The following is a 23,992-nucleotide window of genomic DNA, read 5'->3' on the forward strand; positions in this document are numbered from 1 at the left end:
ATGCGTTCACGGTTGCCGGCGGTTTTCGCCGCCTGTCTTTGCGTCGCGTTTGCAGGCGGCTGCGCCATGGTGCATGACGGCGACGAGCTGAAGACGATCTTCGACAAGGGCGTGGCCGCCTACGATGCCGGCCGCTATGAGGAGGCGTTCCAGCTTTTCCAGTCCATCGATTCCGAAGATGTGGCCGCGATGCGCAACGAAGGGCTGATGCTGCGCAAGGGCCTGGGCACGGCGAAGGACCCCAAGGCCGCCGAGGACATGCTGGGCCGCGCGGCAGAATCGGGCCTGCCGACGGCGCAGTACGACCTGGCGGAGATGCTGCTCAACGGCGAGGCCGGGCCGCCCGACCCGAAGGCGGCGCTGCCGCTCCTGACCCAGGCGGCGGCGGCGCATCACCCGATCGCCGAGTACCGGCTGGGCGTGTTCTACGAGGAGGGCACGCTGGTGGAGAAGAATCTCGGCTTCGCCCGCACCCTCTATACCGACGCGGCGGCGCGCGGTGTGCCGGAGGCCAAGGAAAGGCTGGCAAAACTGGGCGGACCGGCGCCGGCGACGCCGCCGGCCGGCAACCCTTAAACTTCGCCCGTCACGCTCTATATTGGGAGCGGCCCGCCGGCCGATTCCGTGCGGCGGGTGGGAGACGTCATGCGCGATCCGTACGAAGTCCTGGGCGTATCCAAGGGCGCCAGCGAGGCCGAGATCAAGAAGGCCTTCCGCTCGCTCGCCAAGAAGCATCACCCCGACAAGCATGCCGGGGACAAGGACGCGCAGAAGAAATTCCAGGAGATTTCCGGCGCCTACGACATCGTGGGCGACAAGGAGAAGCGCGCCAAATTCGATGCCGGCGAGATCGACGCGGCCGGCAATCCGCGCGGCTTCGATCCGCGCCAGGGCGGCGGGTTCCAGGGCGGCCCGTTCGGCGGCGGCGCCCGGCAGGGGCCCGGCGATTTCCACTTCACCTGGGACAATGCCGGGGCCGAGACCCAGGAAGGCTTTCGCGCCGAGGACCTGTTCTCCGACCTGTTCGGGGGGCTCGGCGGGCGCGGACGGCGCGCCGGCGGCGGCGCGCGGCAGCCGGCCAAGGGCGAGGACTTCTCCGTCGCGACCACGATCGCATTCGACGAGGCGATCAAGGGCGGCACGCGGCGCGTGATGATGCCGAACGGCGAGCAGATCGACGTCAAGATCCCGATCGGCGTTAAGGACGGCCAGCAGGTGCGCGTGAAGGGCCGTGGCGGCGCGGGCCGCAATGGTGGACCGCCGGGCGACATCCTGATCGACATCAAGGTGGCGCCGCATCCCGGGATGACGCGCGAAGGCAACGACATCCGCATGGACCTGCCCGTGACGCTGAAGGAGGCGGTGCTGGGCGCCAAGGTGCCGGTCGCGACGCCGAGCGGGACGGTGGCGATCACCGTGCCGCCGAATTCCAATTCGGGCACGGTGCTGAGGCTCAAGGGCAAGGGCGTGGCGCCGGCGGGCGCCGCCGCGGCGGGCGATTTCTACGTGAAGCTGGTGGTGACCCTGCCGGACCGCCCGGATGCGGAGCTGCAGAAATTCGTGGAAGGCTGGAAGACCGACTACGATCCCAGGGCGAAGGGGAAGTAGCCGACGTAATTTTCCTCCCCCGCTGTTGCGCGGGAAGAAATCATCCCGCCGCGAATTTCGCCGCGGCGCGGCCGACTTCGAGTTGGAAGAGAATCGCGTCGTGGCCGGCGCCGGGGCGCAGGAGCTCTTCGCTCGGCGGATGCGCGGCCAGTTCGGCCTTGAGATCGGACAGCGTCGCGATCGCGTCGGCGGGATCGTGGATGAGCAGCAGACGCCTGGGCAGATGCGCGGCAACGGCGCGGATCGACAGCGCGGCAAGCTTCGCATCCGTCGCGGCCTCGACGCCGGCGACGATATCCGCGATGTCGGCGTCGCTCGACGCGGCGGCGGCGGCGTAGGAATCGACGACCGTCGGCATGCCCGCGGCGCCGGCGATCATGACCAGCGATCCGGCCGTCAGCGGCGCGCCGCCGGCCCAGGGTCGCGGCCCCATGGCGAAGGACGCCGCCAACCCGCCGAAGGAATGCGCGATCACCGAGCGCCATTGCGGCACGCCCAGCGCGGCGGTCGCGGCGATCAGCGTCTCCACCCATTCGACCAGGGTCGAGGTCGGCTTGTGCGGATTGGCGTCGCGCGTCCGGCCGTGCGCCGGCATGTCGAAGGCGTACACCCGCAGGCCCTGACGGGCACAGGCGGACAGGAGCGGCAGGAAGAACTCGGCTTGCGCGTTCCAGCCATGCACGGCGAGGACCGGCGGGCCGTCCGCCGGGCCGGCGGCAAGGCCCATGAAACGGCCGAAGGAAAGCTCGAGCGCGATGCGCTCGAACTTCGCCGACGGCGCCTTGCGCCGCTCAAGCTGGACGGGCGTGCAGAAACGGTCGAATGCGGCACCCAAGCAAAAGCCCTCTTCGCTAATTGCGCGACGATAGCAGCTTCGCGAGGCCCCCTGCCGGGTTCGCTGTCGCTACGAAGCCCCCGCGACAGCGGGGGAGGAAAGAACCGCCGTCACCTCGAGATGTGCAGCGCCTCCGACACGGCCGCAAAGCCGGCGCGCGCATAGATGCGTTCGGCCTCGGCGCCGCCCGGTGTCAGCCAGAGCAGATCGAAGCCGCGCGCAAAGGCTTCGCGGGCGAGAAGCGCGGTGAGGGCGCCGGCGGCGCCGCGGCGGCGGAAACCGCTGTGGACGCCGATGCCCGCGATCTCGCCGATGCCGGCATGCGGGGGCATGGCGACGCCGCCGCCGATAACGGCGCCGGTCGCCATATCTCGCGCCCCGGCGACGAGGCCGCCGGCGCGCAGGGCGCGCTTGTGCCCGCCGGGCCCGCGCGGCGGCGCGCCATAGGCCTCGGCCTGCGCTTCGTCGACGGCGATCAGATCCGGCATCTCGGTTGCGAGGAAGACCGCGATGTCCTGCGTCGCCGGCGCATGGACCGCCATGTCCGGCGTGCAGTGCATCACCGGAACGCGCGCCTCCGCGATAAAGCCCGCGCCGAGCAGCGCCGCTTCGACCTTCGGCGCGGCGGCGGGGATGTATTCGAGGCGCGGCTTGCGGCCATAGGCCTCGAACAAGGCGATCAGGGCCGCCACGTCGTCCGGCGACGGATCGGCATCGTCGTCGGGCATCGCATAGTTCAGATAGATGTTGGGATCGGTGGCGAAGGTGGCGAGAAACGGGCCGGCGCGCCGCTTGAGCGGCCGCCGCTCCGCCGCGGCGCGCAGATAGGCCAGCAGCTTGCGGTTCAGGGCATGCAGGTCGTGTTCGTTCAGCGAAATGGTCATGGATTCTCCATCGCGCCCGCGCGAGGCGCGGGCGGCTTCCGTCGGTCGGGATCAGCGATGGGAGATCAGCCGGCGGCGCGCACGCCCGCCCATCGCGCAGATGCGCGACCCGCAGCGGTGAACATGGCGCCTCCATCGAACGGAACTGGAGAAGGTTAGCGCGGCGCGGCCGCCGCTTCCAGCGCCGTTTTACGCCGCTTCCCGCTCCTCCACCGTCGGCAGGGTGAAGCGGAAGAGCGTGCCGCCGCCGGGCGCGGGCTCGGCCCAGATCGCGCCGCCATGGTCGGTGACGATGCCGTGGCAGATCGAGAGGCCGACGCCCATGCCCTCCTTCTTGCTGGTGACGAAGGGCTGGAACAGGCGCTGCGCGATCTCCTTGGGCAGGCCGGGGCCGGTGTCCTGCAGGCTGATCTCGACCATGCGATCCGGCTTTCCGAGCACGCGCAGCACGAGCTCGCGCCGCGGGCTGCCCCGCATCGCCTCGATCGCGTTGCGCATCAGGTTGACCAGCACCTGCTGCAACTGGATGCGGTCGATGAGGACGGGGGGCACGGACGGCTCGACCAGGGTCTTGAGTTCGACCCCTTCCTCCAGCGTGCCCAGCAGCATCACCGCGTCGTCGATCAGGATGGCGGGACTTTCGACCGAGCGCTCGGTGTCGCGCTTGTCGATGAAGCTGCGCAGACGCTTGACGATGCCGCCGGCGCGCTGGATCTGCAGATGCGCCTTCTGGGCCGCGTCCTCCATGCGGGGCGCCATGGGCGCGGCCGAATTCATCGCGAGGCGGCGCAGCGCCGCCAGATAGTTGGACGCGGCGGCGAGCGGCTGGTTCAGCTCATGCGCCAGCATCGAGGCGGTCTGGCCCATCAGCGCGAGGCGCTGGGTGTGCATCAGCTCGGTGCGCATCTCGCGGATGCGGTGCTCGCCGCGCGCGCGCAGCAGCAGGTGAAAGCCCCAGATGCCGCAGCCGAGCGCGAACACGCCGGCCAGGATCGCGAAGAAGATCGAGCCCGTGGCGCGGCGGTCGGCCTCCTTCTGCCGGGCCGCGAGCAGCGCGAGCTCGGCGTTGCGCATGGCGTCGAAGCGGCCGCGGATCGTCGCCATGAGCTGTTCGTTCTCGCGCACGCGACCGGCGATGCGGGCAGCTTCCGCCGGATCGCGCGTCTGGATCGGCCTGGTCACGGGCGCCCGGGCGAGACGATCGAGGCGCGTCGCGACCAGCGGATGCAGCACCGCGAGGCGGTCGACCTGCGCCGGATTGTCGGCGACGAGCCGGGCGAGCGCCTGCATCCGGCTTGCGGCCTCGCCGCGCGCGTCCTGCATCGTGGCGAGCGCCGCCGGACCGCCGCCGAGGACATAGGCGCGGCCGGAGGCCTCGGCCTGGAGCAGCGCCTCGCGGACATGCTCGACCTGGAGCAGGACTTCCTCTGTGTGGCCGACCCAGCCGAAGCTCTTGCGCAATTGGGTGATGTTGACGCTGACGAACAGCGCGGCGAGGCAGACCAGGACGACGCCGGCGATCAGGATCGCGGTGCCGGCCGCCCAGCTCGACCATGGGCGCGCGGTGGCCGCGCCCAGCCGGTCGAGAGACTTGCGCGCCGCGCTCCAATGCCCGGCGGAACCGCTGGAAGTATTCCCGGTCATGGCGGTGCTTTGAGCGCGTCCCCCACATGCTGGAGCACGGCGAGGATCGTCCGCCGGTTCACGCGCAACACGACGACCGTCGCGACGGAGACCGCCGCCATCGGGAGATAGATGAGCAACACCGCCCACCACGGCCCCGTCTGCATGATGAAGAGCATGGCGAAATGCGAAGCGCCGCAAAGCGTGATGAAGCCGATGAACAGCAAGACGATCGTCGAGCTCGCCGCGAAGGGCAGTGTCTTGCGCCAGCCGCGCAATTCGTTCGGTATCGCGAAATAGGCGATGGCGGTCAGGAAGTTCGCGACGCACCAGAGTGTTGCGCGCACCCAATCGAGCGGTGTTTCGATCCGGTACCAGCTGTGACCGTTCAAGAGGACCTGCACGCTCTCATGCGCAGACGCCATTTCCATCGCGTCCCTCCGCTCGTGCCCGTGGAAGCAACGCAGGCTGTCTTCACAAATACGTAATTCATCCCCCGATGAAAGACAACCGAAATGGGTAGGGACGCGCGACGTGCTGCGATGCATCCGCGGTCATCGTAAACTCTCGCGTCGGTTGCAGCAGCGAGAGTTCCGGGTCGATGCGTGTACGGATGAATTTCGCGCCACGGCGCGCGATCGGGCACCCGTTCGCGCATGCGACGCCGCGAGCGCAGCGGTGGACGCGGCCCGCCGCGCCTGATATTTTCTGGCTGCCGCGCGACTGGCGAGAAAGATGGGTCACCATCGGGGAGCGCGGCCCTGGTCAAGCCGTTCGCCTGGGCAACCGACGGGATCGTCGGTTCATCCTTTCGACAAGGAGAAGCCCATGGACGCGCATCGCCGGCAACTGCATTCGTTCGATCCCGACATCGACGCCGCCATCGCGGGCGAGGAACGCCGCCAGGCCGACGGCGTGGAGATGATACCGTCGGAGAACTATACCTATCCCGAAGTGCTGGCGGCGCTGGGTTCGGTGCTGACCAACAAATATTCGGAAGGCTATCCGGGGCGGCGCTATTACGGCGGGCAGGAATTCACCGACCGGATCGAGAGCCTCGCGCGCGACCGGGCCTGCGCCCTCTTCCGCGCCGAGCACGCCAATGTGCAGCCGCTGTCCGGCTCGCCGATGAACCAGGCGGCGTATTTCGCCTTCCTCGAACCGGGCGACACGGTGCTGGCGATGGACCTCAGCCATGGCGGGCATCTCACCCATGGCGCGCCGGTCAGCCATATGGGCAAGGTGTTCAAATTCGAGCGCTACAAGACCGGCCCCGGCGGCGCCATCGATTTCGACGCGCTGATGCGCCGCGCGAAGGAGACGCGGCCCAAGCTGGTGCTGTGCGGCTATTCCTCCTATCCGCGCGACTACGATTATGCGCTGTTCAAGCGTGTGGCGGACGAAGTCGGCGCGCTGACCATGGCGGACATCTCCCATATCGGCGGGCTGGTCGCGGCGGATGCGATGCGCAATCCGTTCGACGCGGGCTTCGACGTGGTGACGACGACGACCCACAAATCGCTGCGCGGGCCGCGCGGCGGACTGATCCTGTGCAAGGCCGAGCACGCGAAGAAGATCGACGCGGCGGTGTTCCCGGGACTCCAGGGCGGGCCGCATATGAACAACGTCGCGGGCGCCGCGATCACCTTCAAGAAGGCGGCGGAGCCGGGGTTCAAGGACTATGCGCGGCAGATCCTCGCCAACGCCAAGGCGCTCGCGGACGCGCTGATCGCGGAAGGCGCGGTGCTGGTGACGGGCGGCACCGACAACCACCTCCTCGTCATCGATACCGTCGCGAGCTTCGGGATCGACGGGCGCGCGGCGGAGGAAGCGCTCGACCGCATCGGCATCACGACCAACAAGCAGGTGATCCCGGACGATCCGCGCCCGCCGCTGCGCCCCAGCGGCATCCGCCTGGGCACGCCGGCCTGCACCACGCGCGGCATGGACGCGGACGACATGCGCCGGATCGCCGGATGGATGGTGTCGGCGCTGCGCAGCCCCGACGATGCGGCCGCAACCGAGGGGACGCACGCCGCGGTGCGCGATTTCTGCCGGGGGTTTCCGGTGCCGGGAATCGCGTAGCGACGGCTCACGACCCCAGCGGCTTGCCTTCGCGCTGGGCCTTGGCCATCTGGCTGCGGACGATGGCGGGGAAGAAGCGCGTGATGAACGCCATCTGGCGGCCCCGCGCGCCGACGATGTGCTTGAGCTCCTTGGAGCCGACCGAATTCCAGATCACGGCGGCGCATTCCTCCACCGTGTAGACCGGCACGTTCGCCTCCTTGAGCGGGTCCGACATCTTCTCGTTGGAGTTCTTGGTGCCGGCGTCCAGGATCGGCGTGTCGACGAACCAGGGCATGATGCATTTCACGCCGACGCCGAAGCGGGCGAACTCGATGTCGAGCGCTTCCGACAGGCCGCGCACCGCGAATTTGGTCGCGGCATAGACCGAGAGCTTCGGCGCGCCGTAGAGCGAGGCGCAGGACGAGACGTTGATGAGCTGCGCGCCCGGCGTCTTCTTCAGATAAGGAAGCGCGGCGCGGGCGCCGGCGATCACGCCCCTGATATTCACGTCGAGCTGGCGCGCGATCTCCTCGTCGCTCTGCTCCTCGATATAGCCGTAGGAGGCGACGCCGGCATTGTTGAGAAGCACGTCGAGCCGTCCGCCGCTGGCGGCCGCGAAGACCGAGAGCGCGTCGGTCCAGGCGGCGGTGTCGCGCACGTCCATCAGATAGGTCGCGCCGTTCTCGCGCCCGATGGCGTCGAGCGCCGCCCTGAGGCCGGCGGCGTTGATGTCGGCAAGGCCGACGAACCAGCCTTCCCGCGCAAAGCGCAGGGCGGTTCCCAGGCCGATTCCCGAAGCGGCGCCCGTGATGAAAACTGCCTTGCGATCGGTCATGCGCCGTCCCTGCCCTTGCGTCAATCTGTACGTCGGGAACGCGGGATTGGACCACCCCTGGACCATGCGTACCGTGCCTTCTAATGTCCGCCGCCACAATTATCCACCGGGAAGGAAGTCCCTCATGAGCCGAGAAGCCGTCATCGTTTCCTATGCCCGCACGGGCCTCGCCAAGTCGGGCCGCGGCGGGTTCAACATCACGCCGACCATGTCGATGGCGGCGCACGCCGTGAAGCACGCCGTCGAGCGCGCCGGCGTGGACAAGGATTTCGTCGAGGACTGCTACATGGGCAATGTCGCCCATGGCGGCGGCAATGTCGGGCGCCTGGCGGCGCTGCTCGCCGGCCTGCCGCTGACGACGGCGGGCGCCACCATCAACCGCTTCTGCTCCTCGGGCCTGAATTCCATCGCGCTGGCAGCGAACTCGATCAAGGGCGACAACGCGCAGTGCATGGTCGCGGGCGGCGTGGAGTCGATCTCGATCCCCAATCCCGGCATGGGCGCGGGCAATATCGATCCCCAGATCACGCAGGACTATCCGGCGATCTTCATGCCGATGATCGACACCGCCGACATCGTGGCCAAGCGCTACAATATCAGCCGCGAATACCAGGACGAGTACTCGCTGGAGAGCCAGCGCCGCATGGCCGCGGCGCAGCAGTCCGGAAAGTTCAAGGACGAGATCGTCCCGATGAAGACCAAGATGAAGTCCGTCGACAAGGCGACGAAGGAAGAGAAGATCGTCGACTATGTCGTGGAGAAGGACGAGTGCAACCGTCCCGACACGACGCTCGAAGGTCTCGCCAAGCTCGAGCCGGTGCGGGGCGCGGGCAATTTCATCACCGCGGGCAACGCCAGCCAGCTCTCCGACGGCGCCGCCGCGGTGGTGCTGATGGAAGCCAAGGAGGCCGAGAAGCGCGGACTCCAAGCGATGGGCCGCTTCATGGGCTGGGCCGCCGCCGGCTGCGAGCCGGACGAGATGGGCATCGGCCCGGTCTTCGCGGTGCCGCGCCTTTTGCAGCGCTTCGGATTGAAGGTCGACGATATCGACCTGTGGGAGCTGAACGAGGCGTTCGCGTCGCAGTGCCTCTATTCGCGCGACACGCTGAAGATCGATCCGGCGAAGTACAATGTGAACGGCGGCTCGATCGCCATCGGCCATCCCTTCGGCATGACGGGCGCGCGGCTGACCGGCCATGTGCTGATGGAAGGCAAGCGGCGCGGCGCGAAATACGCGGTCGTGACGATGTGCATCGGCGGCGGCCAGGGCGGCGCGGGACTGTTCGAGGTGTATAACTGAGGACGGGGTCTGGCCGACTGAAATGCGAAAGGCCGGGGGCGAAGGCTTCCGGCCTTTCTGTTTGCGCGCCTACCGCGCCGGCCAGGGATCGCGCCAGGCTTCGAGTTCGCTCAGCCGGTCGTGCCAGCGGCAGACGGCGGGGAATTCGTTGAGCGGCATCTGCGCCTCCTCCGCATAGGGCAGCGTCACGGCGACGGAGAAATCGGCCACGGATAGCCGCTCGCCCAGCAGCCACTTGCGATCCCTGAGATGATCGTCCAGCACGGCGGCGAAACGGCGGAATTCGGCCTGCGCTTCGGCAACCACCGCCGGATCGGCGGGGCCGATGGCGAAGCGCGGCTTGATGATGTGCTCGAAATAGAGCGCGCCGCCGGCGCGGCCGAAATGATGCGCCGCCCAGCTGAACCAAGTGACGATGTCGACCTGCGCCGCGCGGTCCGCAGGCCACAGATCCGCGCCCGTGCGGTCGGAGAGATGGCAGAGGATCGCATCGGCCTCGCACACCACGCGGTCGCCGTCCGCGAGCGTCGGCACCTTTCCGCTGGGATTGAGCGCCAGCATGGCGGGCGTGCGGTGCTCGGCCCTGGGGAGATCAAGATAGACGTATTCGACCGGCGCGCCGAGATATTTCGCCACCGCGCAGGCCTTGCGCGGCGACAGGACGTCGGACCAGTACAGCCGCATCATGACATCGCCTCCGCTCCGTCTTCGAAAATCGCTTCGAGCTTGTCGAGCGCGCCGCTCCAGCCTTCGCCGTGGCTGCGCGCGCTTTCGTCGTCGGCGAGCCGCGCATGGGTGAAGGTGAGCTCGGTGCCGCCGGCAATCGGCCGCAGCACCATCTCGACGACGGATTCGCCGGGATCCGCCCCGCCGGCCGTCCAGCGCCAGGTCATCCTCACGCGCTCGGGGCGCACGACCTCCAGATATTCGCCGGTGCTTTCATGCTCGCTGCCGTCCAGCATGCGGAAGCGGACGCGGAACCGGCCGCCGACCCGCGCGTCCGCCTCGGCGACCAGGACCGGGCCGGCGTCGGGCCCCCACCATTGCGCGATGCCTTGCGCGGTGACGAGCGCGTCGAACACGATGGAGGGGCGCGCCTTGATGCGGCGGATCAATGTGAGGCTTGTCATTTCTTCTCCTTTCGCGCCTGCGCTTCCTGGGCTTCGGCATAGGCCGCAAGGCGATCCAGGCGCGGCGACCAGAAGCGCTCATAGCGGCGCAGCCAGTCCATCGCCTCGCGCATCGGCCTGGGCTGGAGGCGCACGGTCACCGTGCGGCCCGTCTTGGCGCGCGTGATCAGGCCGGCATCGGCGAGCACGTCGAGATGCTTCATGACGGCCGGCAGCTTGATCGCATAGGGCCGCGCCAGTTCGCTGACGCTCAAGGCCTCCTCGCGCTCGAGCCGCGAGAGCATGGCGCGGCGCGTGGAGTCCGACAGAACCGCAAAGGTGCGGTCGAGACGCTCGGCCCGGTTCATGGCTCGGCCATCTCCATCGCCGGGCTGCCGTCGGACCATTTCGGCACCAGGACCATGTAGGTGACGACGGGCTCGGGATCGCCCGCGCCGCCGATCACCGGCGAGCCGGGCTGGTTGGCGCCCCACGAGGCCGCGCCGGCGCCGGAGAGATAGAACATCAGATGCGGATGCCAGTGGCCGCCCGTGCTCGAGAGGTAGCCGTCCTTCGACATCATGAAGCACATCGCGCCCGGCGCGGGCGCGGCATGGGCGAGCGCGGAGGCACTGGCCCGTTCGCGCATCTGCGCCATGCCGAGGCCCGCCAGCACCCAATCGGTGCGCTCCTTGTGGGCCGGCCATACGGTCCTGGCCGCCTCGGCATTGAAGCAGAGCGGGCCGCGGAGCCGCGCGTTCCAGAAATCCGGATCGCCGAAGCCGGCTTCCCAGCCGCGCTCCACCAGGCAGGTGAAGCCGTTCGTGCCGCTCGCGGCGGTCTCATAGCCGTGCGGGCCCAGCACGAGGACGGTGGCATTCGCGGAAATCGAGGGCGGCGCCGCGCTGCGGGCCAGCGAAATCTCGGCGTCGCGCGGCATGAGATAATCGGCGAGCGGCGCCATCGCGGGCGGCAACGCGGCGGCGGCCGGTCCGGCGCACAGAAGCAGTCCGCATAGTCCCAGGGCGTTTCGTCCGATCATGCCGCCTCCAATACTTCACCACATGGCGAAGTATTTGCCGATGCGGTTTGTGTTGTCAATCGTGCGCGTTGGACCTCACGGATCGTTGAGCTTGGCGGTAAGGTCGAAGTGTGGGGAGACCTACCCTCCCTCAAGGGGAGGGTAGGTTCAGAATCCCGTCACGGGCGCGTCGACGGTGAATGGCCTGCCGTCGCGTTCCAGCGTCAGGTGCTTTGCCTCTCCCGGCGTGCCGTGCAGCGCGGCGAGGAGTTCGCCGCGAGTCATCGGACCGGTGTCGCGGCCGTCGATCTTCACAAGTCTGTCGCCGGGCGCCACGCCCGAGACGGTATCGGCGCCGTTCCTGCCCGCGATGCCGGCGACCGTCGTCATGCCCCTCGAGCGTGCGAGCGTCAGGCCGACCTGGTCGAGGTCATGCGTGTCGAGCGGCGCTTCCTGCCGCCAGTAGCTCATGCGGCCCGGATAATCGATCGTCAGGCGGAAGCTCTTGAGCACATTGCCGCCGAGCATGCCGTCGACGTCCTCGCCCGCCTTGGCGGAATAGATGTCGTCCCAGAACAGGTGCGCGGCAAGCGCGTTCAAAGGGCCGCCGCCGCCCATCTGGATGACACCGAGTTCGTCCAGCGTCAGCGGACCGAACGCGACGTTGCGCGCCTTCACCACCGGAACGCCGACCTCCGCGCCTTGCATGGTGAGATTGGCTTCGCCGACGCCGCCCATGGCGCGCAACCATTGGGGATGCGCCGCGATCAGCGGCGCGGCATCGCGCAGCCCACCATAGCTGCCGCCATTGTCGAGGACGAAGACATGGGCGGTGCCGTCGATGGTCGCGTCCATCATCGCGAAGCCGGTCTTCGGGTTGACGCGGATCGGAACGGCAATGCCGTCGGGCATCAGCGTGCCGGGCGCGGCGAGCGTCATCGTCCGGGCGCCGTAATCGAACACTACCTGGAAATGCTGCAGCAGGCCGGGCGGGATCACCGCCTCGACCGGCAAGGGCGCCGCGAAATCCGCCATCTCGCCGCCCCGGCCGTGCGCCGCCTCGGCCGGCGTCGGGCCATGGCCGAACGGGTCGAGGCCGATCGTCATATTGTTGGAAAGCGACTCCGGCAGGACCGCGGCGCCGTCAACGGCGATGTCCATCGTTCCGAACTTCATGTGCAGCGGCCGTCCGGGGCGCGGATCCAGTTCGCGGAACAGCGCGTTGGACAGCGTCAACCCGCCCTGTCCCGGGTTCACAAAGGCAAGCACCTTGCGCGCGCCGCCGTCCGGCCGGACGAACGACACTTCGACGAAGACGCGGTTGTCGTCGAGCGTGAACGGCACGGTCGCCGCGCGCGGCGAGGCCGCGTCGAGCGACACGCCCGCCGACATGTCCGCCACGGGCGGCAGATGGATGCATCCCGCCAGGGCGCAGACCAGCATCGCGCAAAGCGCGTCTTTCAGGCGTCGCATGAGGATCCTTTCAGCCGGCTTTCTTCAGCCGCGGTTGTCGCTCGTCCGGCACGTATTCGAGGAGGTCGCCCGGCTGGCACTCGAGATGGCGGCAGATCGCTTCCAGCGTCGAGAAGCGGAAGCCCCGCACCTTTCCCGACTTCAGCAGCGACAGGTTGGATTCGGTGATGCCGACGGCGCGGGCGAGCTCGTTGGAGCGCACCTGGCGCCGGGCGAGCATGACGTCGAGGCGGACGAGGATGGGCATCAGATGAACGAGTCCTTTTCTTCCTCGATCTCGCGGCCGAACTCCATCACCTGCGCGATGGCGAAGACGATGAGGCCGAGGACCAAGGAATCGAGGAAGATCGTCTGCGCCCAGGCCTTGTCGGCGCCGCCCGCAAGTTGAAACAGCATGTTGGCGACGAGCTTCGCGACCGGCCAGGTCACGAGCCAGACGCCGATATGTTTGAGGTGGCGCGCGTTCTCGCGCGCGAACACGACGCCCCGCGCATAGAGCCCGAACAGACCGCGCAGATTCCAGCAGACGAGGATCACGGGGATCATCCCGATCACGACGTCGATCAGGCCGGCGACGCGCGTGACGAAAGGCTGTGTCGAGAAGCGCACCATGCCCGGCATGTCCGCCGGCGGATGGGGAAACGCCACATTGCCGCCGCTCGCGCCCAAAAGGACGTGATCGGCGAAGAAGAAAATGACGACGAAGGCGGCCGCCAGCCAGAGCAGCGAGGCGCCCACGAAGACCGTGAACAGGATCGAGAGACCGCGGCTCAGCGGCTTCAGGCTGCGATAGGTGAGGAGGCTGGCACGCGTATCCGGCGCCACGACGGGGAGCTCGACGACGTTGGACATGGCCGCAGCCTCAGCGAGACGCGGATTCAGTATTACGGCAATAAGTTTCTGTCAAACAGAAATTCTTCTGCGGATTGAAGCGTTACGTCGACAGCGAATCATAGGTCAGGCGCTGGAACATCGGCAGGGCGAGGCGGCCGCCCATGCGCTGGCCGGCGGCGAGGTTGGCCATCGCGCCGGGCTCCAGCGGCATCGCATTCTGGATCAGATAGATCATGATCAGGTCGTTCGCGGGATCGGCCTGCCACCAGGTGCCGAAGGCGCCCGGCCAGCCGAAGGAACCCACGCCGCCCATGCCGAGGAAGCCGAGCTTCTCCGGCGCGTCGATCACGCTGACGCCGAGGCCGAAACCCATGCCCTCCCACATCGGGATCATGCCGAGGAAGGGAATGGCGCGCTGCGCCGATGTCAGCCGGTTGGTGCACATCAGCTCGACGGTCGCGGTTGAGACGAGGCGCGTGCCGTTCAGCTCGCCCTTGTTCAGCATCATCTTGGCGAATTGCAGATAGTCGTCCGCCGTGGAGATCAGCCCGCCGCCGCCGCCGCAGAAGGCGGGCGGGGCATCGAATTGCTTGAACGGCAGCGGCTCGAGCACGTTCTTCTGCGCGTTCAGGCGATAGACCACCGCGGCGCGCTCGCGCTTTTCCGGCGGCACGTAAAAATCCGTGTCGGTCATGCCGAGCGGCCCTAAGATGCGCCGCATCAGGAAATCGCGGAACGGCATGCCGGCGATGCGGCCGACCAGGAAGCCGAGCACGTCGGTCGAATGGCTGTAGTGGAAGCGCTCGCCCGGCTGGTAGAGCAGCGGCAGGGTCGACAGCGCCTTCATCCATTCATCCGGATCGCCCGCGTGGTTGAGCACGTCGCCCAGCACGCGCTGATATTCGTGCGCGATAGGGCCGAGCGAGGAGAAGCCATAGGCGAGACCCGAACGATGGGTGAAGAGATCGTCGAAGGTGATCTCGCGGGCCGCCGGCACGGTCTTGTCGAGCGGGCCCTGCGGGTCTTCCAGAACGCGCACGGTCTTGAACTCGGGCGCGTATTCGGTGATCGGGTCGGAAAGCGCGAACCGGCCCTCCTCCATCAGCATCAGCGCCGCGATGGAGGTGACCGGCTTGGTCATCGAGGCGATGCGGAACAGCGTGTCGCGCGCCATCGGCAGCTTCTTCTCGATGTCGCGGTGGCCGATGGTATTGAGCTGCGCGATCTCGCCATGGCGCCAGAGCAGCGTGACGATGCCCGACAGATCGCCCGCCTCGACGATCGGCGCCAGCGTCGGCACGATCTCGCCGAGGCCTTCGGCCGAGAAACCCTTCGGGTTGGTCACGATCTTGTCCATGGCATTGGCTCCCTCCAATGGCGCGACTCGAGAGGCCGCTCTCTTGATCCGGTATGCTGTCAAAAAATGCCGCAGGAGTCATCCAACCGACGCCCGCCCGAAAATTTCCGCCAGCCGCGGCCCGGCTTCGCACATGATGCGGGCGGCGGCGGGCAGCCCTCGGGAACAGGGGGATCGGCCCACGCCGGGCCAGCAATTGTCCTTGAAATCTCTGGCATTTCCCGCCACAGAGGGACGGCGCGAGCGCGCCCGAGGAGCGACAGGCACATGGCTTTCGAAGGACTCATGAAAGGCAAGCGCGGCCTCATCATGGGCGTTGCCAATAGCCATTCCATCGCCTGGGGCATCGCCCAGGCGCTGCACGACGCGGGCGCCGAACTGGCGTTCTCCTACCAGGGCGATCTGTTCCGCAAGCGGGTGGTCCCGCTGGTCGAACCCCTGAAGCCGGCGGCGCTGATCGACTGCGATGTGAGCAACCAGGGCTCGATCGATGCCGCCTTCGACGCGCTGCGGACGAGATGGGACAGCCTCGATTTCGTGGTGCACGCCATCGCCTTCTCCGACAAGGAGCAGCTCAAGGGCCGCTATGTCGACACGACGCCCGAGAATTTCCGCATGACGATGGACATATCCTGCTACTCGTTCACCGCCGTGGCGCAGCGCGCCGAGAAGATGATGACCAAGGGCGGCGCGATGGTGACGCTGACCTATTACGGCGCCGAGAAGGTCATGCCGCACTACAACGTCATGGGCGTCGCCAAGGCCGCCCTCGAGGCGAGCGTGCGCTACATGGCCGAGGACCTCGGCAAGAGGAACATCCGCGTCAACGCGATCTCGGCCGGGCCGATCAAGACGCTCGCCTTCGCGGGCATCGCGGATTCGCGCTACATCCTCAAATGGAACGAGCTGAACTCGCCGCTCCGCCGCACCGTGACGATCGACGAGGTCGGCAATACGGCGCTGTTCCTTCTGTCGGATCTCGGACGGGCGGTCACCGGCGAATGCCTGCATGTCGATGCCGGCTATCACGTCGTCGGCATGAAGGCGGAAGACGCTCCCGACATCGCCGTCGCGAAGTCCGATGGCGCTTGAGGTTCGCCCGGGCATCACGCTCTATTTCTGCCGCCACGGCGAGACCGAGGCGAATGTCGCCAAGCGCTTCCAGGGCCATACGGTCGACACGCCGCTGACGAAAAAGGGCCTGCAGCAGGCCTGCGACATCGCCGAGATCGTGCGCGCCGACGTGACGGATTTCGCGGCGCTCGACTATGTGTGCAGCCCGCTCAAGCGGGCGCAGACCACGATCGGGCTCATCCGCCGCGAACTGGGTCTGCCGCCCGACGGCTTCCGCACCGACGCGCGGCTGGTGGAGATCGATCTCGGCGCCTGGGACGGTCTGACCGACGCGGAAGCCGCGCACCGCTTCCCGAAGGAATATGCGGCACGCGCCGCCGACAAGTGGAATGTGTTCGTGCCGGGCGGCGGGGAGAATTACGCGGCGGTGGCCAAACGCGTGTCGGACTTCGTGACCGGATTGGAGCGCGACACCTTCGCGGTCAGCCATGGGGCGGCGACGCGCATCCTGCGCGGCCTGTTCGCCGGCCTGGACTGGCGGCGGATGTCGGCGCTGGACGAGCCGCAGGGCTGTCTCTTCCGCGTACGCGGCAGCGAGGTCGTGCGGCTGGATCTGCCGTCCGCACGATGACGGATTTCCGCGACCTCACGCTCTATGTGATCCGCCACGGCGAGTGCGAGCACAATGTCGCCGGTCGCGCCGCGTCGTGGGACGACTCGCCGCTCACGGTCCGGGGGCGCGGGCATGCGCGCGGCAATGGCGCCACGCTCAAGGAGGTCGCGGGCGATCTTTCCGGTTTCGACTTCTTCGCAAGTCCGCTGCACCGGACCTGCACCACGATGGAGCTGGTGCGCGAAGCGGCCGGCCTGCCGCCCACGGGATATCGCGCCGACCACCGCCTCATGGAGATCCATTTCGGCGACCACACCTGGATGACGCGCGAGGAGATCGCGGCGGTCGATCCCGAACTTCCCGGCCTCGACGACAAGGACGACTGGGATTATGTGCGCCCGCGCGGCGAAAGCTGGGCCGGGCTGCACGAACGGGTCGCCCGCTTCCTGCCCACGCTCGCGCGCGATGCCGTCATCGTCACCCATTACGGCCCGGCGCGGGCCATCCGCGCGCACTATCTCGGCCTTACGCCGGAGCAGACGAAACGCTACAAGCCACCGCATGCCGGAATCATGCGATTGTCGCAGGGTACGGAAGCCTTCTTCGGCGATTAGGGATGTCGTTCAACACCTTCGGTCACCTGTTCCGCGTCACGACCTTCGGCGAGAGCCACGGGCCGGCGATCGGCTGCGTGGTCGACGGCTGTCCGCCGGGCATCGCGCTCACGGAAGCCGACATCCAGGCCGATCTCGACCGGCGCCGGCCGGGGCAGAGCAAATTCGTCACCCAGCGCCAGGAACCGGACACGGTGAAAATCCTGTCGGGGGTGTTCCAGGACGAGCGCATGGCGGCGCAGGTGACGACGGGAACGCCCATCGCGCTCCTGATCGAGAATGTCGACCAGCGCTCGAAGGATTACAGGGACATCCGCGACAAGTTCAGGCCCGGCCATGCCGACTACACCTATTTCGCCAAATACGGCGTGCGCGACTATCGCGGCGGCGGGCGGCAGAGCGCGCGCGAGACCGCGACGCGCGTGGCGGCCGGCGCGGTGGCGCGCAAGGTGCTGGCCTCGCTCCATCCCGGCGCGAGCGTGCGCGGGGCACTGGTGCGGATGGGCACCAATACCATCGACCGGTCGCGCTGGGATTGGGCGGAGGTCGCCAACAATCCGTTCTTCTGCCCCGATCCGGGCGCGGTCGATCCGTGGACAGAATATCTCGAAGGCGTGCGCAAGGCCGGCTCCTCGGTCGGCGCTGTCATCGAGGTGGTGGCGGAGGGCGTTCCGGCGGGGCTGGGCGCGCCGATCTACGCCAAGCTCGATGGCGACCTCGCGGCGGCGATGATGAGCATCAACGCGGTCAAGGGCGTGGAGATCGGCGACGGCTTCGGCGCCGCGGCGCTGACCGGCGAGGAGAATGCCGACGAGATGCGCGCGGGAAACGACGGGCGCCCGCGCTTCCTCGCCAACCACGCCGGCGGCATCCTCGGCGGCATCTCGACCGGCCAGCCGATCGTCTGCCGCTTCGCGGTCAAGCCGACCTCGTCGATCCTCTCGCCGCGCCTGACGGTGGACGTGAACAATGCCGAGACCGAGATCGTCACCAAGGGCCGCCACGACCCCTGCGTCGGCATCCGCGCCGTGCCGGTCGGCGAGGCGATGATGGCTATCGTGCTCGCCGACCATGCGCTGCGCCAGCGGGCGCAGGTCGGCTAGCGGCCCGAGCCAGAAATTCGTTGCATTCAACAACGGGTGTCATACTCCGCGAATGCGGGGTACCCAGTTGACGCTTGCTCCGTCGATGCGGATTTCACCTGGGTCCGCCGCATTCGCGGCGGATGACACTGGATGATGTGAGCCCAGGACTCTACCGCCACCTCGGCATCGCGGCGGCGATCTGGGCGCCGATGGAGAGCTGCGGCTCGGACGGGAAGGCCTTGATCTCGGCTTCCTTGCGGCTGACGCAGGCGCGGATCGCATCGGCCAGGCCGCCGAAATCGCCGACGGTGCCGACCGTGTCGAGCCAGCAATTGTCGAAAAAGGTGTAGCGGTCGTTGTCGCCGCAGCCGAAGGACGGACGGTCGGGCCGCGCCGCCGTCATCACGAAGCGGTTGGGCCCCGCGAGCGCCGGCACGAACACCCCGGAAAAACAGGCCGCGATGAACACGACGGTCGGCCGGCTGCCGCAGGCATTGTCGATCATCGTCGCCATCGGCTGCGGCGCGAAGGTCGAATCGCCCAGCACGATGCCGTCGGGCGAGCCGTGACTCGTGAAATAGAGGAAGCAGCCGCCGGTGGTGCGGTTTGACAAATCCCAAAGCTGGTTGGCGACGTCCTGCTTGTCGGACGGCTCGGTGCCCGGATGGGTGTCGGTGCGGACGGAGAACTGGATCGTGTTGCCCGGCGCAAAGCCGAGTCGCGCGAGATCGGCGGCGACGTCGCGCCGGCCGTTGTCGAACACCTCGGACGGCGCGCCGGAATGCGAGTGCCAGTCGCCCGCGACGACGATCGCGGCCCAGTCCGCGAAGCCGGCGGCCGAAGCGGCGGAGACCGCCAAGACGGCGCCCAGGACGCCGAAGACAAACGCAAATGCTCTCATCGGCGTCCCCACGCTCACCGCTTCGCGCGCGCGAAAGCGGCCACCAGCTCAATATGCGACGACCACAGGAATTGGTCCACGGGGGTGACGGCACCGAGCCGGTAGCCGCCGTCAACCAGGATACGCGCATCGCGGGCGAAGCTCGCGGCATCGCAGGAGACATAGGCGATGCGCGGCACCTTGGAGCCGGCAAGCTGGCGCGCCTGGGCCTCGGCGCCGGCGCGGGGCGGATCGAGCACGACGGCGTCGTAGGGGCCGAGCTCGGCACCGCCCAGCGGAATCTTGAAGAGGTCGCGGCGCGCGGTCGTGACCGGCTTCAGACCGGGTGTCGCGCGGGCGGCGGCCGCGAGCGCGTCCAGCATCCCCTGCTCCCGCTCGACGGCATGGATGCGCGCGTCTTCGGCCAGCGGCAGCGAGAAGGTGCCGCAACCGGAAAAGAGATCGGCAATCGCCCTGGCGCCCTTCACGGCCGCGCGCACGCGCGCGACGAGCGCCGCTTCGCCTTCGCGGGTCGGCTGGAGGAAGGTGTCGGGCGGCAGCTTCACAGCAGCCTTGCCGAGCGTCACGGCGGGGGCGGCGCTCTCGAAGGCCAGCACGCCGTTCCAGGTGATGCGGATGGCTTTCAGCCCCGGCGCCGCCTTGGCCAGGGCCGCGATGCGGCCGGGCGTCAGCTTCGGCTGGGCGCGGAAGGCGATGTCGAGGCCGTTATCGGCCTGCGTGACGCGCGCCTCGGCGTCCTGGCCCTCGGCCAGCAGCGCCGGCATCGCGGCGCGCAACGCGCCCGCGACGGCGAACAGCGCCGGCGTCAGCACCAGGCATTCGTGCATGTCGACGATGTCGTGGGAGCGCAGCGGATGAAAGCCGACCTCGACCCGGCCGCCCCGCCGCGCGACGTTTAGCACGGCGCGGCGGCGGCTTTTCGGCGGACCCTCGACGATATCGCCGACCTCGGCATCGACGCCCTGTTTCGTCAGTTCACGGACGACCTCGTCGCGCTTGCGCGCGCGATACTCCGCCTGCGGCACGTCCTGGAGCGTGCAGCCGCCGCAGATCCCGAAATGGCGGCAGCGTTCGCTCACACTTTCTTCGCGGCGATCAGATATTCGCGGTTGCCGTCGCCGCCTTCGATCGGGCTTTCCATGCGGCCCGAGACCGTCCAGCCGGCCTGGTCGGCGATCCAGTCGGCGACGTCCTTCACCGCGGCGTCGCGCGCCTCGGCGTCCTTGACGATGCCGCCCTTGCCGATGGCGAAGCGGCCGACCTCGAATTGCGGCTTGACCAGCGCCACCAGCCAGGCGCCGGAGCCCGCGAGCGACAGCGCCGGCGGCAAAGCGAGCTTGAGGCCGATGAAGCTCACATCGATCGCGACCGCCATCGGCGTCTCCGTCACATGATCGCGGGTGAGCGCGCGCGCGTTGACGCCGTCGCAGGCGACCACGCGCTCGTCGCGGCGCACCTTGGGATGCATCTGGGCGTGGCCGACATCGACGGCGTAGACTTTCCTCGCGCCGCGCTCGAGCAGCACCTCGGTGAAGCCGCCGGTCGAGGCGCCGACGTCGAGGCAGACGAGGTCCTTGGGCGACAATTCGAACTGATCGAGCGCCGCGACGAGCTTGAGCGCGCCGCGCGAGACGTAAGGATGCGGCTTGACGTATTCGATCTGCGCGTCGGGATCGAGGGTGCGCGAGGGCTTGCTCACGATCTCGCCGTTGACCTTCAGGCGGCCGGAGCGGATCGCGGATTGCGCTTCGGTGCGGCTCTTGGCGTAGCCGTTCTTCACCAGGAACATGTCGGCGCGGAGATCGTCTGTGGATGGCGTGCTCATGGGCTCACTCGTTTAAACGGGCAAGGCCGCCATCCCTACGGCCGCGTCCGTCTCTGTTGTCGATTTGCGCCGGCGCTGAGGCCACGTCGCGCGAAAGGGAGAATGCATTATCGGCGGTGGGCGCGTCCATAAGATTTACCCTCCCTCAAAGGGAGGGTAGATTCTACGCGATCTTCCCCGCGCCTTCGGCTTCGCGTTCGCGGCCGAGCGCGTTCAGCGCCGTCGCGACGATGGCTTTCGCATCGAGACCCGCGGCTTCGTACATCCGGTCGGGCGTATCGTGGTCCTGGAAGCGGTCGGGCAGCACCATCGGACGCACCTTCAGCCCGCGGTCGAGCAGGCCTTCCCAGGCGAGGAACTGCATGACATGGGAACCGAAACCGCCGACCGCGCCCTCCTCGATCGTGATCAGCACCTCGTGCTCGCGCGCCAGGCGGCGGATCAGGCCGGTGTCGAGCGGTTTGGCGAAGCGGGCATCCGCCACCGTCGCCGATAGTCCGTAGCCGGACAGTTTCTCGGCCGCCAGCAGCGCCTCGTGCAGGCGCGTGCCGTAGGAGAGGATGGCGATGGAAGTGCCTTCCTTCCAGATCTTGCCCTTGCCGATTTCGAGCGGCACGCCTTCGAGCGGACGCTCGATGGTGCCCCAGCCTTCGCCGCGCGGATAGCGCAGCGCCGAGGGGCGGTCGTCGATCCGGGTCGTGGTCGCGACCATATGGACGAGCTCCGCCTCGTTGGCGGCGGCCATCAGCACGAAGTTGGGCAGCGTCCCGAGATAGGCGATGTCGAAGGAGCCGGCATGGGTCGCGCCGTCGGCGCCGACGAGGCCGGCGCGGTCCATCGCGAAGCGCACGGGCAGCGACTGGATCGCCACGTCGTGCACCACCTGGTCGTAGGCGCGCTGCAGGAAGGTCGAATAGATCGCGCAATAGGGCTTCATGCCGTCCGCCGCGAGGCCGGCGGCGAAGGTCACGGCATGCTGCTCGGCAATGCCGACATCGAAGCTGCGCGTGGGAAAGACCTGCTGGAAGAGATCGACGCCCGTGCCCGACGGCATCGCGGCGGTGATGGCGACGATGCGGCTGTCCTTCTTGGCCTCCATGATGAGGCTTTCGCCGAACACCTTCTGATAGGAGGGCGCCTTGGAGTTGGACTTCTTCTGCTCGCCGGTGATGACGTCGAATTTGGTGACGCCGTGATACTTGTCCGCGCTGGCCTCGGCGGGCGCGTAGCCCTTGCCCTTCTTGGTCACGACATGGACGAGCACCGGCCCGTTCTTCATGTCGCGGACGTTCTCCAGGACCGGGATCAGGTGATCCAGATTGTGCCCGTCGATCGGGCCGACATAGTAGAATCCCAGCTCCTCGAACAGCGTGCCGCCCGTGACCATGCCGCGGGCATATTCCTCGGCCCGCCCGGCGGCGACCTTCATCGGCCGCGGCAGCACGGAGGCGATCTTCTTGCCGAGATTGCGCAAGCCGCGATAGGGCCGGCTCGACACCAGGCGCGCGAGATAGGCGCTCATCGCGCCGACCGGCGGGGCGATCGACATGTCGTTGTCGTTGAGGATCACGATCAGCCGCGCGTCCATCCCGCCGGCATTGTTCATCGCCTCATAGGCCATGCCGGCGCTCATCGCGCCGTCGCCGATCACGGCGACGACGTTGTTGCCGGCGCCCTGGAGGTCGCGCGCCACCGCGAAGCCGAGACCGGCGGAGATCGAGGTCGAGGAATGCGCCGCGCCGAACGGATCGTATTCGCTCTCGCTGCGCTTGGTGAATCCCGACAGGCCGCCGCCCTGGCGCAGCGTGCGCATGCGGTCGCGCCGGCCAGTGACGATCTTGTGCGGATAGGCCTGGTGGCCGACGTCCCAGATGATCTTGTCCCTGGGGGTGTCGAACACGTAGTGCAGCGCCGTCGTCAGCTCGACCACGCCGAGGCCGGCGCCGAGATGGCCGCCGGTCACCGAGACGACGTCGATGGTCTCCTTGCGCAGCTCGTCGGCGAACTGGCGCAGGTCCTTCTTGTCGAGGGCGCGCAGCGCGGCCGGGTCGGCGACGCGGTCAAGGAGCGGTGTCTTGGTCGGCAGGGCCATGGAACGTCATTTCTCCGCGCGCAAGCGCGCTGATTGCATTGCAAAAAAGGTCGGCTTTTTTGGAACCCAAATCAAGACGATCCGAGATCCAATGGCTCCGAACCCGTTGCCGTTCCGCCACCATGGACGATCTTCTCCAGACGCGTCTCGGCGGATTTTAGCTTTTTTTCGCAGTGCGCCTTCAGCGCCTGGCCGCGTTCGTAGAGGGCGATGGAATCCTCCAGATCGACCTCGCCCTGCTCCAGGCGGGAGACGATCTGCTCGAGCTCCTTCAACGCCGCCTCGAAGGAAAGGGCGGCGACGTCGGCATCGGCGGCGCCACGGGGCTTATCTTTGGACATGCGGCCTCCATCGGCCCGGAATCTCGGGGGTCCGGCGGCGAGGCCATAGCCCAGTTCGGAAGATCAAGACAAGCAGCCGTCCGGCCGGCGGTTCACCCGCCCTGCCCGCCCGATCCTGCGTGGCCGGCGGATACGCCGGGCCCGACCAGCTTCACGACGCAGGGACCTTCGGAATTGGTCGAAAGCGCGCTGCCCGCGTCGACGCAGAGCGGCATGTAGTCCGGGTCGAGGACGAAATGCACGTTGACGTGCCGCGCGCCGCAAGCGTTAACGAATTGCAGGCGATATTGCAGACCGTTCTGATCCTTGACGACAGCCGACTTGTCGCCCGTCATCGTGATGGTCGAGATGCGATCCGACCGCAGGCAGGTCGGCGCCGCCGTCGCCGCGCTGCAACCGATCGCGCCGGCAACCAGGGCTGCCGCGGTCCTAACCATGAGCTTCATGTGCCGTACTCCATGCGTCTTGCCATCGCGCCTCCTCCTCGCGCATTTTACAGCC

The 23,992-nt window shown here is 68.0% G+C and carries 27 protein-coding genes and 1 riboswitch; of the genes, 8 read left to right on the forward strand and 19 right to left on the reverse strand.

Translation table 11 applies throughout. The features are described from left to right. Together WDN01_09205 and WDN01_09210 are read left to right on the forward strand one after the other, a co-directional pair. A complete protein-coding gene (locus WDN01_09205; protein ID MEJ0026191.1) occupies positions 1–576 on the forward strand; it encodes a tetratricopeptide repeat protein in 576 nt (191 codons plus the stop codon). Positions 577–645: 69 nt separating this feature from the next. Then, positions 646–1,608: a DnaJ C-terminal domain-containing protein gene (locus WDN01_09210; protein ID MEJ0026192.1), complete on the forward strand. Its 963-nt coding sequence runs from the start codon at positions 646–648 to the stop codon at positions 1,606–1,608. Between the two features lie 40 nt (positions 1,609–1,648). Here WDN01_09210 and WDN01_09215 read toward each other — a convergent pair whose 3' ends face one another. The 4 genes from WDN01_09215 to WDN01_09230 all read right to left on the reverse strand — a co-directional run bounded on the left by WDN01_09215 (position 1,649) and on the right by WDN01_09230 (position 5,381). Further along, complete coding sequence (locus tag WDN01_09215; protein MEJ0026193.1) at positions 1,649–2,443, reverse strand: alpha/beta fold hydrolase; 795 nt, start codon at positions 2,441–2,443, stop codon at positions 1,649–1,651. A gap of 110 nt (positions 2,444–2,553) precedes the next feature. Further along, positions 2,554–3,327, reverse strand: a complete 774-nt coding sequence (locus WDN01_09220) for a GNAT family N-acetyltransferase (GenBank protein MEJ0026194.1) — start codon at positions 3,325–3,327, stop codon at positions 2,554–2,556. 189 nt (positions 3,328–3,516) lie between these two features. Then, entirely contained in the window at positions 3,517–4,971 is a 1,455-nt protein-coding gene (locus WDN01_09225; GenBank protein ID MEJ0026195.1) for an ATP-binding protein, read from the reverse strand. Continuing rightward, positions 4,968–5,381: a hypothetical protein gene (locus WDN01_09230; GenBank protein ID MEJ0026196.1), complete on the reverse strand. Its 414-nt coding sequence runs from the start codon at positions 5,379–5,381 to the stop codon at positions 4,968–4,970. The genes WDN01_09225 and WDN01_09230 overlap by 4 nt, the downstream gene beginning before the upstream one ends. A 278-nt stretch (positions 5,382–5,659) precedes the next feature. Beyond that, a riboswitch (ZMP/ZTP riboswitch) is annotated at positions 5,660–5,741 on the forward strand. A gap of 37 nt (positions 5,742–5,778) precedes the next feature. Between WDN01_09230 and glyA the strand changes: the two genes are divergently transcribed. Next, a complete protein-coding gene (gene glyA, locus WDN01_09235) occupies positions 5,779–7,035 on the forward strand; it encodes a serine hydroxymethyltransferase (protein MEJ0026197.1) in 1,257 nt (418 codons plus the stop codon). 7 nt (positions 7,036–7,042) lie between these two features. On the opposite strand, the gene WDN01_09240 is transcribed toward glyA, so the two are convergent. Beyond that, complete coding sequence (locus WDN01_09240; protein MEJ0026198.1) at positions 7,043–7,852, reverse strand: SDR family oxidoreductase; 810 nt, start codon at positions 7,850–7,852, stop codon at positions 7,043–7,045. Positions 7,853–7,976: 124 nt separating this feature from the next. Between WDN01_09240 and WDN01_09245 the strand changes: the two genes are divergently transcribed. After that, positions 7,977–9,152, forward strand: coding sequence for an acetyl-CoA C-acyltransferase (locus WDN01_09245; protein MEJ0026199.1), 1,176 nt, complete (start codon positions 7,977–7,979; stop codon positions 9,150–9,152). Between the two features lie 69 nt (positions 9,153–9,221). Here WDN01_09245 and WDN01_09250 read toward each other — a convergent pair whose 3' ends face one another. The 8 genes from WDN01_09250 to WDN01_09285 all read right to left on the reverse strand — a co-directional run bounded on the left by WDN01_09250 (position 9,222) and on the right by WDN01_09285 (position 14,946). Beyond that, positions 9,222–9,839 carry a glutathione S-transferase family protein gene (locus tag WDN01_09250; GenBank protein ID MEJ0026200.1) on the reverse strand — a complete coding sequence of 206 codons (618 nt, stop codon included), beginning with the start codon at positions 9,837–9,839 and terminating at the stop codon, positions 9,222–9,224. Further along, entirely contained in the window at positions 9,836–10,282 is a 447-nt protein-coding gene (locus WDN01_09255) for an SRPBCC domain-containing protein (GenBank protein MEJ0026201.1), read from the reverse strand. The genes WDN01_09250 and WDN01_09255 overlap by 4 nt, the downstream gene beginning before the upstream one ends. After that, positions 10,279–10,629, reverse strand: a complete 351-nt coding sequence (locus WDN01_09260) for a metalloregulator ArsR/SmtB family transcription factor (protein ID MEJ0026202.1) — start codon at positions 10,627–10,629, stop codon at positions 10,279–10,281. Before WDN01_09260 ends, WDN01_09255 begins: the two co-directional genes overlap by 4 nt. Continuing rightward, a complete protein-coding gene (locus WDN01_09265; GenBank protein MEJ0026203.1) occupies positions 10,626–11,303 on the reverse strand; it encodes a hypothetical protein in 678 nt (225 codons plus the stop codon). The genes WDN01_09260 and WDN01_09265 overlap by 4 nt, the downstream gene beginning before the upstream one ends. Before the next feature lie 147 nt (positions 11,304–11,450). Next, positions 11,451–12,755: a hypothetical protein gene (locus WDN01_09270; protein MEJ0026204.1), complete on the reverse strand. Its 1,305-nt coding sequence runs from the start codon at positions 12,753–12,755 to the stop codon at positions 11,451–11,453. Positions 12,756–12,765: 10 nt separating this feature from the next. Next, complete coding sequence (locus tag WDN01_09275; protein MEJ0026205.1) at positions 12,766–13,002, reverse strand: helix-turn-helix transcriptional regulator; 237 nt, start codon at positions 13,000–13,002, stop codon at positions 12,766–12,768. After that, positions 13,002–13,607 (reverse strand): DUF2975 domain-containing protein, encoded by a 606-nt coding sequence (locus WDN01_09280; protein ID MEJ0026206.1) that lies wholly within the window; start codon positions 13,605–13,607, stop codon positions 13,002–13,004. The genes WDN01_09275 and WDN01_09280 overlap by 1 nt, the downstream gene beginning before the upstream one ends. Before the next feature lie 82 nt (positions 13,608–13,689). Then, complete coding sequence (locus tag WDN01_09285) at positions 13,690–14,946, reverse strand: serine hydrolase domain-containing protein (GenBank protein MEJ0026207.1); 1,257 nt, start codon at positions 14,944–14,946, stop codon at positions 13,690–13,692. A 267-nt stretch (positions 14,947–15,213) separates the two neighbouring features. Here WDN01_09285 and fabI point away from each other — a divergent pair, with 267 nt between their 5' ends. From fabI to aroC, 4 genes are read left to right on the forward strand one after another with little or no spacing between them, the layout of a single operon-like run. Beyond that, on the forward strand, positions 15,214–16,038 hold the full coding sequence (gene fabI / locus WDN01_09290) for an enoyl-ACP reductase FabI (GenBank protein ID MEJ0026208.1): 825 nt from the start codon (positions 15,214–15,216) through the stop codon (positions 16,036–16,038). Next, complete coding sequence (locus WDN01_09295) at positions 16,028–16,651, forward strand: histidine phosphatase family protein (protein ID MEJ0026209.1); 624 nt, start codon at positions 16,028–16,030, stop codon at positions 16,649–16,651. Before fabI ends, WDN01_09295 begins: the two co-directional genes overlap by 11 nt. After that, the gene (locus tag WDN01_09300) at positions 16,648–17,247 is read left to right on the forward strand and encodes a histidine phosphatase family protein (protein MEJ0026210.1); all 600 of its coding nucleotides are present in this window, start codon (positions 16,648–16,650) and stop codon (positions 17,245–17,247) included. The genes WDN01_09295 and WDN01_09300 overlap by 4 nt, the downstream gene beginning before the upstream one ends. A gap of 2 nt (positions 17,248–17,249) precedes the next feature. Next, positions 17,250–18,350 (forward strand): chorismate synthase, encoded by a 1,101-nt coding sequence (gene aroC / locus WDN01_09305; GenBank protein MEJ0026211.1) that lies wholly within the window; start codon positions 17,250–17,252, stop codon positions 18,348–18,350. A gap of 151 nt (positions 18,351–18,501) precedes the next feature. Here the strand turns inward: aroC and WDN01_09310 are convergent, their stop codons facing one another. From WDN01_09310 to WDN01_09335, 6 genes are all read right to left on the reverse strand, one after another. Beyond that, complete coding sequence (locus WDN01_09310) at positions 18,502–19,233, reverse strand: C13 family peptidase (protein MEJ0026212.1); 732 nt, start codon at positions 19,231–19,233, stop codon at positions 18,502–18,504. Between the two features lie 14 nt (positions 19,234–19,247). Then, positions 19,248–20,312 (reverse strand): hypothetical protein, encoded by a 1,065-nt coding sequence (locus tag WDN01_09315; protein ID MEJ0026213.1) that lies wholly within the window; start codon positions 20,310–20,312, stop codon positions 19,248–19,250. Beyond that, positions 20,309–21,058 carry a TlyA family RNA methyltransferase gene (locus tag WDN01_09320; GenBank protein ID MEJ0026214.1) on the reverse strand — a complete coding sequence of 250 codons (750 nt, stop codon included), beginning with the start codon at positions 21,056–21,058 and terminating at the stop codon, positions 20,309–20,311. Before WDN01_09320 ends, WDN01_09315 begins: the two co-directional genes overlap by 4 nt. 163 nt (positions 21,059–21,221) lie before the next feature. Continuing rightward, complete coding sequence (gene dxs / locus WDN01_09325; GenBank protein ID MEJ0026215.1) at positions 21,222–23,150, reverse strand: 1-deoxy-D-xylulose-5-phosphate synthase; 1,929 nt, start codon at positions 23,148–23,150, stop codon at positions 21,222–21,224. A 71-nt stretch (positions 23,151–23,221) separates the two neighbouring features. After that, positions 23,222–23,491 (reverse strand): exodeoxyribonuclease VII small subunit, encoded by a 270-nt coding sequence (locus WDN01_09330; GenBank protein ID MEJ0026216.1) that lies wholly within the window; start codon positions 23,489–23,491, stop codon positions 23,222–23,224. Positions 23,492–23,583: 92 nt separating this feature from the next. Further along, a complete protein-coding gene (locus WDN01_09335; GenBank protein MEJ0026217.1) occupies positions 23,584–23,937 on the reverse strand; it encodes a hypothetical protein in 354 nt (117 codons plus the stop codon). Between the last annotated feature and the right edge of the window lie 55 nt (positions 23,938–23,992).

The organism is Rhizomicrobium sp., assembly GCA_037200985.1.
Lineage (GTDB): Bacteria > Pseudomonadota > Alphaproteobacteria > Micropepsales > Micropepsaceae > Rhizomicrobium.